Source organism: Bradyrhizobium sp. 23 (genome assembly GCF_023073295.1).
GTDB classification, from domain to species: Bacteria; Pseudomonadota; Alphaproteobacteria; order Rhizobiales; family Xanthobacteraceae; genus Bradyrhizobium; species Bradyrhizobium canariense_D.
Map to the genome: position 1 here is coordinate 338,287 of NZ_JADPJF010000070.1, position 6,848 is coordinate 345,134.

Genomic DNA, 6,848 nt, shown 5'->3' on the forward strand with positions numbered 1-6,848 from the left:
CGGCTGCGCGGTCGCCGAGATCGGCCGGGACGAGGCCACGCTGGCGTTGACCTGCGACGTCTCGGACGCAGCCGCGGTTGCCGCCGCGATGACGACGGTCGAACAGCGGTTTGGCCGGCTCGATGCGCTCGTCAATAATGCCGGCGTTGCCGTGTTCGCGCCGCTGATGGAGACGTCGGAGACCGATTGGCGGCGCGTGCTCGAGGTCAACCTCACCGGCCCGTTCCTCTGCACCAAGGCGGCGGTGCCGCTGATGCGCGACGGCAATGGCGGCGCCATCGTCAACATCACCTCGATCTCGGCAGTGCGCGCCTCGACGCTGCGCTCGGCCTACGGCACCAGCAAGGCCGGCCTCGCGCACCTTACCAAGCAGCTCGCGGTTGAGCTCGCGTCCCTCAACATCCGCGTCAACGCGGTCGCGCCGGGACCGGTCGACACCGCGATGGCGAAGCAGGTGCACACCAGCGAGATCCGCGCCGATTATCACGACGCCATTCCGCTCAACCGCTACGGCCTGGAAGAGGAACTCGCCGAAGCCATCTACTTCCTGTGCTCGGAACGATCGAGCTACATCACCGGACAAATTTTGGCCGTCGATGGCGGCTTCGATGCGGCAGGCATCGGCCTGCCGACGCTGCGCGGCGAGCGGAGGAACGGGTAGGCACCGCGTAGGTTGGCCTAGCGAAGCGTTACCACCTCTTCTCGTCGGCCTATCCTACGGACTCGAATTCGCGGAGGCTTCATGCGGCGCGTCACCTTTCTCAGGGCCCTGATCCTCGCATCCGCGCTGCTCGCCGCCACACCTGCCTCGGCCGAAATCCGCATCATCCAGTCGCCCGGTGGACAGGTCGGGCCGTTCCTCGATTTGTTCGAGAAGGTGCGCGAGAGCGGCGAGCGCGTGGTGATCGACGGTCCCTGCCTGTCCGCCTGCACACTGGTACTGAGCATCGTGCCGGGCGAGCGGATTTGTGTGACAAAACGCGCCGTGCTCGGCTTCCATGCGGCGCGCTCGGTCGATCGGCGCGGACGCTTCTACGCCGAGCCGGAAGCATCCGATGCGGTGCTTGCGGCCTATCCCGGCCCGGTGCGCGACTGGATCAGTCGCCGCGGCGGCCTCTCGTCGCGGTTGCTTCTGCTGAAGGGACGCGACCTCGCCGCGATCTATCCGCGCTGCCGGTGATGATCGACGGACGCGAGTGCCCGGCAAAATTGCGCCGGTCACCTGCTTCGAGAGCTCTAGTAAAAACTCTGGATCAACTCGGTCAATTCCATGCTCGCGCAGATGAGCATACCCCAAAGTGCAAAGTTGATCTGCAGCGCCGCCGCCATCGGTCGCTCCCCTTCCAAGTCCGCCCGCCCCAGTTTTTAGAATTTATGACGGAATAAATAACGATTCTGTCCCGGAGTTCACAGCCTAATATTGCGCCAGTTGTTGTGCGATGCGGTCCGCATCATTTCACGAAGCGGCCTCACTGCTCTCGCAATGTGGTGCGACAGCAGAATTCATATTCGGCCATGTCGGCCACGCGTTTCCCTTAGGTTCCATTTGAGCGGTGCGACGCAAGCTTCGGTAAGCGGACTTGGCGCGTCGCATACAACACCCAAGGGTCCGGCATGATCCGACACGGCTTCGTCTTGCTCACTTTTTGCGCAACGCTCATGGGATGCGTGGTCGCGCCTGCGCAGGATCGCCGTCCGATCGCATGGGACGGCCTCGGTCAGGATCCGAACCGTCCCTCCGGCATCAAGCGTCGCGTGGCGACCCAAGCTCCCGCGGCGAGTGATCCGAATCAGGAGCGGGAGAGAGTCCTCGGCACCTTGCGCCCGTACTCCCCGGCGTGGTGGGCAATCCATGACGAAATCGAAGCGGAGAATGACAGGCAGCTCGGGACAAAGCTCGTGATCTGTCCGCGCTGCGTTCCCTCCTCCCAGCCACCGAGCAATGACGTGACCGGATCGATCCGCTGAGGGGCACGCGGTCGACGCGACGTCCTCATGGGCGCCCCTCTCCCGCATCGTAGAGGAGAGGGGATCGCCGTTCAGCGCGTCAGGCGATCGCGCCTGTCACATTTCCTCGGCCGGGCAGTTCACCATCCAGGGAATGCCGAACTTGTCGACGCACATGCCAAAACCCTTGGCCCAGAACGTCTTGCTGAAGGGCATGGTGACGTTGCCCCCATCGGCGAGCGCGTTGAACTTGCGCTCGCCCTCCGCCGGGTCCGCGACCGTGAGCGAGATCGAAAAGCCCTGCGGCTTGTGAAAATGTTCGCTTGGTGCGTCGGAGGCCATCAGCACGCTGCCGTCGGGCAGCGACATCCGCGCATGCATGATCGTCTTCTCGCGGCCGGGCGCCGCAGCCATGTCCGGCGGTGCGTCCGAAGAACGCATCATGGCGTCGATCTTGCCGCCGAGAACCTTGGCGTAATAATTGAACGCCGCTTCGCAGGTGTCCTGATAGAACAGATAGGGATTGAGCATCGTTTCTCTCCTTTTTGCTTTGGTTCGGGGTGACGGCGCTACTTCTCGGTGAGCTTCTTCAGGCTGGCCAAGCCCGCCTCGAAATCCTTGCCGATCATGTTGTCCATGTTGACGAACACCTGCATGACTTTGGACAGGAACGGGGCCGGACCGGACATCGCCCACGTGACCAGTGTGGCATCGCCTTGCGGCACAAAGGTGAACTCGGCGGTGTTGTGGCCTTCGAAAGGCCGCTCGAAATCGAGCTTGATGCGTAGTTTTGACGACGCACTCGCCTCGAGGATCTCCATATGGCCGGCGCCGACATTGTTGTTGCCGTCCCAGGCATAGGTCGCGCCCTTGCCTTGCGCGGTGCCGCCAAACGCCCGCTTCATCGCAGGATCGCGGTTCTCGTAGGGGGACCAGGCCGTCCAGCGATGGAAATCGGCAACCAAGGGATAGACTGCATTGGCCGGCGCTTTCACGGCGAGGCTGCGCTCGACGCGGAATGTGTCGGGCTTCGTCAGGGCAAAGCCGAGCACGCCCACGATTCCGACCGCGAGCAGGATGGCGATGACGGCAATGGCTTTCAGCATGAATGGCTCCCTGGATACGCTCCTAGGACGAAGGGAGGGGACCGGGCCCGACAAGGCGAAGCGGAAAAATTTGTTATGCCCCAGGCAGGCGCTCCCTACTTCACCTTTGCGCCTTCGACCTTAGCGTCTTGCCTGGCGCCGCCATTGGCGCCCTTGGGCTGGCTGTCCCGGATCAGGCGATCGAGATGCATGCGGATGTGAGCGGCTTCTGCGGACGTGTTGGCGAGGGCGATGGCGCGGTCGAAGGCGATGCGGGCTTCGTCGTTGCGGCCGAGCTGCATCAGGAAGGCGCCGCGCACGCCATAGAAATGGAAGTAGTTGGCAAGCTTTGGCGCCAGCGGCTCGATCAGGTCGAGCGCGGCTTGCGGTCCGCGCACCTTGGAAACCGCGACCGCGCGGTTGAGCGTCACCACCGGCGAGGGCTGCACCACCTCCAGCGCACCATAGAGCAGGTCGATCTGCGCCCAGTCGGTCTCCTCAGGCGTGGAGGCGCGGGCATGCAGCGCAGCAATCGCGGCCTGGATCTGGTAGGGCCCGCTGCGGCGATGGCGTATCGCCTTGTCGATCAGCGCGAGGCCTTCCGCGATCATCGTGCCGTTCCACAGCGAACGATCCTGGTCGTCCAGCAGGATCAGCGAGCCATCCGCGGCAAAGCGCGAGGCACTGCGCGCATGCTGCAACAAGATGAGCGCCGTGAGTCCCATGATCTCCGGCTCGCTCTGGAACAGCCGCAGCAGCAGCCGCGCCAGCCGGATCGCTTCCTCGCACAGCGGCTTTCTGATTTCGGCGGTGTCGCCGCTCGCCGAATAGCCCTCGTTGAAGATCAAATAGATCATCGCCGCGACAACGGCGAGCCGCTCCGAGCGCTCGACCGCGCCCGGCGTTTCAAACGGCGTCCCGGCCTCCGCGACCTTGGCCTTGGCACGCGTGATGCGCTGCTCCATCGCCGCTTCCGACACCAGGAAGGCGCGCGCGATCTGCTTCACCGTCAGGCCGCAGACGATGCGGAGCGCCAGCGCGATCTGCTGCGTTGCCGGCAGCCCTGGATGGCAGCAGATGAACATCAGCCGCAAGATGTCGTCGCGGTAGTGCGAGCCGTCGAGCCGCTCGGCGAGCGCGCCCTCGGCGTCGTCGAGATCGGAGATCGCCTGGTCGTCCTCCGGCAGCGGCTGCTGCTTGCGGGTGCGGCGCACCTCGTCGATGGCAACGTTGCGGCCGACCATGATCAGCCAGGCGGCGGGATCGCGCGGCGGTCCGTTCTGCGGCCAGGTCTTCAGCGCGCGCAGGCAGGCGTTCTGGAAGGCCTCCTCGGCGGTGTCGAGATCGCGGAAATAGCGCAGCAGCGCGCCGACCGCCTGGGGGCGCGCCGAGGTCAGCGCGGTCTCGATCCAGGCGGTATCGGCTTCGCTCATTTCAGATTCCCTCCGGGACTGAACACGCCGACGGGGCGCACCTCGTAGGCGCCGCCGGGATTGGCGGCACCGAGGTCGCGGGCGACATCGAGTGCGTCATCGAGATTCTTGCAATCCACGATATAGAAGCCGAGCAACTGCTCCTTGGTCTCAGCGTAGGGGCCGTCGAGCACCAGTGGCGGGTCCTCCTTGCGCAGCGTCGCTGCCGCAGTGGTCGGCAGCAGCCGCGCCACCGGGCCGAGCCTGCCCTGCTTCGCGAGACCTTCCTGCACCACGGCGAGCTTCTTCATCACGGTCTCGTCCTGGTCCTTGCTCCATGAGCCGACGAAGTCCTCGTCGTGATAGCAAAGGATCGCATAAAGCATGGGCAGTACCTTCTCTGAGCGCTTGTTTTGAAGACGATCCAGTATGCCTTGCCCCGACATGGCTGCGGAAAAAAATTGCAAGAAAAATCCGGCAGATCGTGCCAAGGAGGGCCTTCAAAAGCGGAACTTAAAGAGGCACTTCGAATGACCGTTGGCACCCTGGCCGTCCTGATCAACAGCACGCAGCAGAACTGGCTGCCTGAGCGCTGGAAGGCCCGGTTCGACGCCGTCTGCGGCGGCCGCCGCGTGGTGCTGCTGCCCGATGCCGGGCTCGATCCGGCCGAGGTGCATTATGCCGCGGTGTGGAAGCCGGTGCCGGGCGACCTCGGCTCTTTCCCCAATCTGCGTGCGATCTTCAATCTGGGCGCCGGCGTCGACGCGCTGATGGCGGACAAGAGCCTTCCGAACGTGCCGCTGGTGCGCGTGGCCGTGCCTGATCTGACCGGCCGCATGACCGAATACGTCGTGCAGCACGTGCTGATGCACCACCGCCAGGAGCTTTATCTGCGCCAGTCGCAGCGCGAAAAGCGCTGGGAGCCGACCTATCAATGGCCAGCGAGCGCCGTCACGGTGGGTATCATGGGCCTGGGCACGCTCGGTACTGATGCGGCCGATGTGCTGCGGCGGCTTGGTTTCCGCGTCGCCGGCTGGAGCCGCAGCCCGCGTATCATCGCGGGTGTCGAATGTTTCCATGGCGCCGGGCAAATCGACGCGTTCCTGCGCACGACCGATATTCTCGTCAGCCTATTGCCGCTGACGCCTGATACACACGGCATCCTCAACCGCGACGTCTTCACCAAGCTCAACCGCAAGAGCCCGCTCGGTGCGCCCGTGCTGATCAACGCCGGCCGCGGCGGCCTCCAGAATGAAGCCGACATCCTGGCCTGCCTCGACGACGGCACGCTGGGCGCCGCCTCGCTCGACGTCTTCGTACAGGAGCCGCAGCCGGCGGACAGCCGGTTCTGGACCCATCCCAAGGTTTTGCTGACCCCGCACAACGCCGCCGACACCGACGCCGACGCGATCTCGGCCTATGTCGCCGAGCAGATCGCGCGGTTCGAGGCGTGTGGTGTGCTGGAGAACGTGGTGGACCGGACGCGGGGGTATTAGGCCGCACGCCTGAAAAAGGCACGACCGCTCCCTACCCTCCGTGTCGTCCTGGCGAAAGCCAGGACGACACCAGACTTCTTTGGTCACTCCGTCACCCCCGAAGGCACCCGCTCGGCCGGCATCCCGTTCACCCTCTCTTAGCGAGAAGTTGATAGGTCTCCTTAATCAACGCTCAACGAACGAGTCGGACATGCGCTTCACGCTCGGCCTCAGGATGCGGATCACGGTTGCGCTGGCGGTGACGGCGGCGGCGACCGCCCTGTTCGCCGTGCTCGGGGCGATGTGGATCATTTCCGGCATCATCGACCGGGCCGACCAGCGCGAGCTTCGCAGTCATTACGACGCGCTCCAGTCGCGAATTGCCGAGGAATCCCAGCGCGCCGCCGCCATGAGCGCCGTCGTCGCCGCGATGCCGGCAACGCAGGACGCGATGGCCAAACAGGATCGCAATGCCCTGATCAGCCTGTTCGGGCCGGTGTTTGCTGCGACCAAATCGGAGTACGGCGTCGAACAGTTCCAGTTCCACGTGGCGCCCGCGACCTCGTTCCTGCGCGTGCACTAGCCTGCTAAATTTGGCGACGACCTCTCGGGCTTCCGCAAAACCGTGATCATGGCCAACCAGGAGCGCAAGGTCGTGGTCGGCCTCGAGGGCGGCTTGGCTGGGCTCGGCATCCGCGGCGTCGTGCCGATCGCGCAAGGCGGCAAGCATCTCGGCTCAGTGGAGTTTGGCCTGACCTTCGGCCAGTCCTTCCTCGACGATTTCAAGACCAACCGCCATGTCGACATCGCCTTCCATCTCGCGGACGGCGGCGGCTTCAAGCTGTTCGGCGGCACGCTGAAGGGGAAGAGCTTCTTCGATGCGGCCGATTACGGCCGCGCCGCCGGCGGCGACTTCACGGTACGGCAGG

The 6,848-nt window shown here is 64.7% G+C and carries 8 protein-coding genes and 1 pseudogene; 5 read left to right on the top strand and 4 right to left on the bottom strand.

Annotated features, from left to right (window positions below):
- The 3 genes from IVB32_RS19525 to IVB32_RS19535 all read left to right on the top strand — a co-directional run.
- A partial coding sequence (locus IVB32_RS19525; RefSeq protein WP_247410949.1) for an SDR family oxidoreductase occupies window positions 1-661 on the top strand: 661 nt, incomplete at its 5' end.
- 81 nt (window positions 662-742) lie between these two features.
- Complete coding sequence (locus tag IVB32_RS19530; protein WP_018453779.1) at window positions 743-1,180, top strand: hypothetical protein; 438 nt, start codon at window positions 743-745, stop codon at window positions 1,178-1,180.
- A gap of 434 nt (window positions 1,181-1,614) precedes the next feature.
- On the top strand, window positions 1,615-1,968 hold the full coding sequence (locus IVB32_RS19535) for a hypothetical protein (protein ID WP_018453777.1): 354 nt from the start codon (window positions 1,615-1,617) through the stop codon (window positions 1,966-1,968).
- Window positions 1,969-2,064: 96 nt separating this feature from the next.
- Here IVB32_RS19535 and IVB32_RS19540 read toward each other — a convergent pair whose 3' ends face one another.
- The 4 genes from IVB32_RS19540 to IVB32_RS19555 form a co-directional block, all read right to left on the bottom strand.
- A complete protein-coding gene (locus IVB32_RS19540) occupies window positions 2,065-2,478 on the bottom strand; it encodes a VOC family protein (protein ID WP_204512222.1) in 414 nt (137 codons plus the stop codon).
- 38 nt (window positions 2,479-2,516) lie between these two features.
- Window positions 2,517-3,053, bottom strand: a complete 537-nt coding sequence (locus tag IVB32_RS19545; RefSeq protein WP_018453775.1) for an SRPBCC family protein — start codon at window positions 3,051-3,053, stop codon at window positions 2,517-2,519.
- 95 nt (window positions 3,054-3,148) lie between these two features.
- A complete protein-coding gene (locus IVB32_RS19550) occupies window positions 3,149-4,465 on the bottom strand; it encodes an RNA polymerase sigma factor (RefSeq protein WP_018453774.1) in 1,317 nt (438 codons plus the stop codon).
- The gene (locus IVB32_RS19555) at window positions 4,462-4,830 is read right to left on the bottom strand and encodes a YciI family protein (RefSeq protein WP_026232592.1); all 369 of its coding nucleotides are present in this window, start codon (window positions 4,828-4,830) and stop codon (window positions 4,462-4,464) included. Before IVB32_RS19555 ends, IVB32_RS19550 begins: the two co-directional genes overlap by 4 nt.
- A 144-nt stretch (window positions 4,831-4,974) precedes the next feature.
- On the opposite strand from IVB32_RS19555, the gene IVB32_RS19560 reads away from it, so the two are divergent.
- Entirely contained in the window at window positions 4,975-5,940 is a 966-nt protein-coding gene (locus IVB32_RS19560) for a glyoxylate/hydroxypyruvate reductase A (RefSeq protein WP_018453772.1), read from the top strand.
- A 190-nt stretch (window positions 5,941-6,130) separates the two neighbouring features.
- Window positions 6,131-6,848: pseudogene (locus IVB32_RS19565) on the top strand (cache domain-containing protein); the annotation flags it as partial.

Coding starts and splice junctions, on each gene's coding strand:
- IVB32_RS19530 (WP_018453779.1), top strand. CDS start 743: ATGCGGCGCGTCACCTTTCTCAGGGCCCTGATCCTCGCATCCGCGCTG.
- IVB32_RS19535 (WP_018453777.1), top strand. CDS start 1,615: ATGATCCGACACGGCTTCGTCTTGCTCACTTTTTGCGCAACGCTCATG.
- IVB32_RS19540 (WP_204512222.1), bottom strand. CDS start 2,478: ATGCTCAATCCCTATCTGTTCTATCAGGACACCTGCGAAGCGGCGTTC.
- IVB32_RS19545 (WP_018453775.1), bottom strand. CDS start 3,053: ATGCTGAAAGCCATTGCCGTCATCGCCATCCTGCTCGCGGTCGGAATC.
- IVB32_RS19550 (WP_018453774.1), bottom strand. CDS start 4,465: ATGAGCGAAGCCGATACCGCCTGGATCGAGACCGCGCTGACCTCGGCG.
- IVB32_RS19555 (WP_026232592.1), bottom strand. CDS start 4,830: ATGCTTTATGCGATCCTTTGCTATCACGACGAGGACTTCGTCGGCTCA.
- IVB32_RS19560 (WP_018453772.1), top strand. CDS start 4,975: ATGACCGTTGGCACCCTGGCCGTCCTGATCAACAGCACGCAGCAGAAC.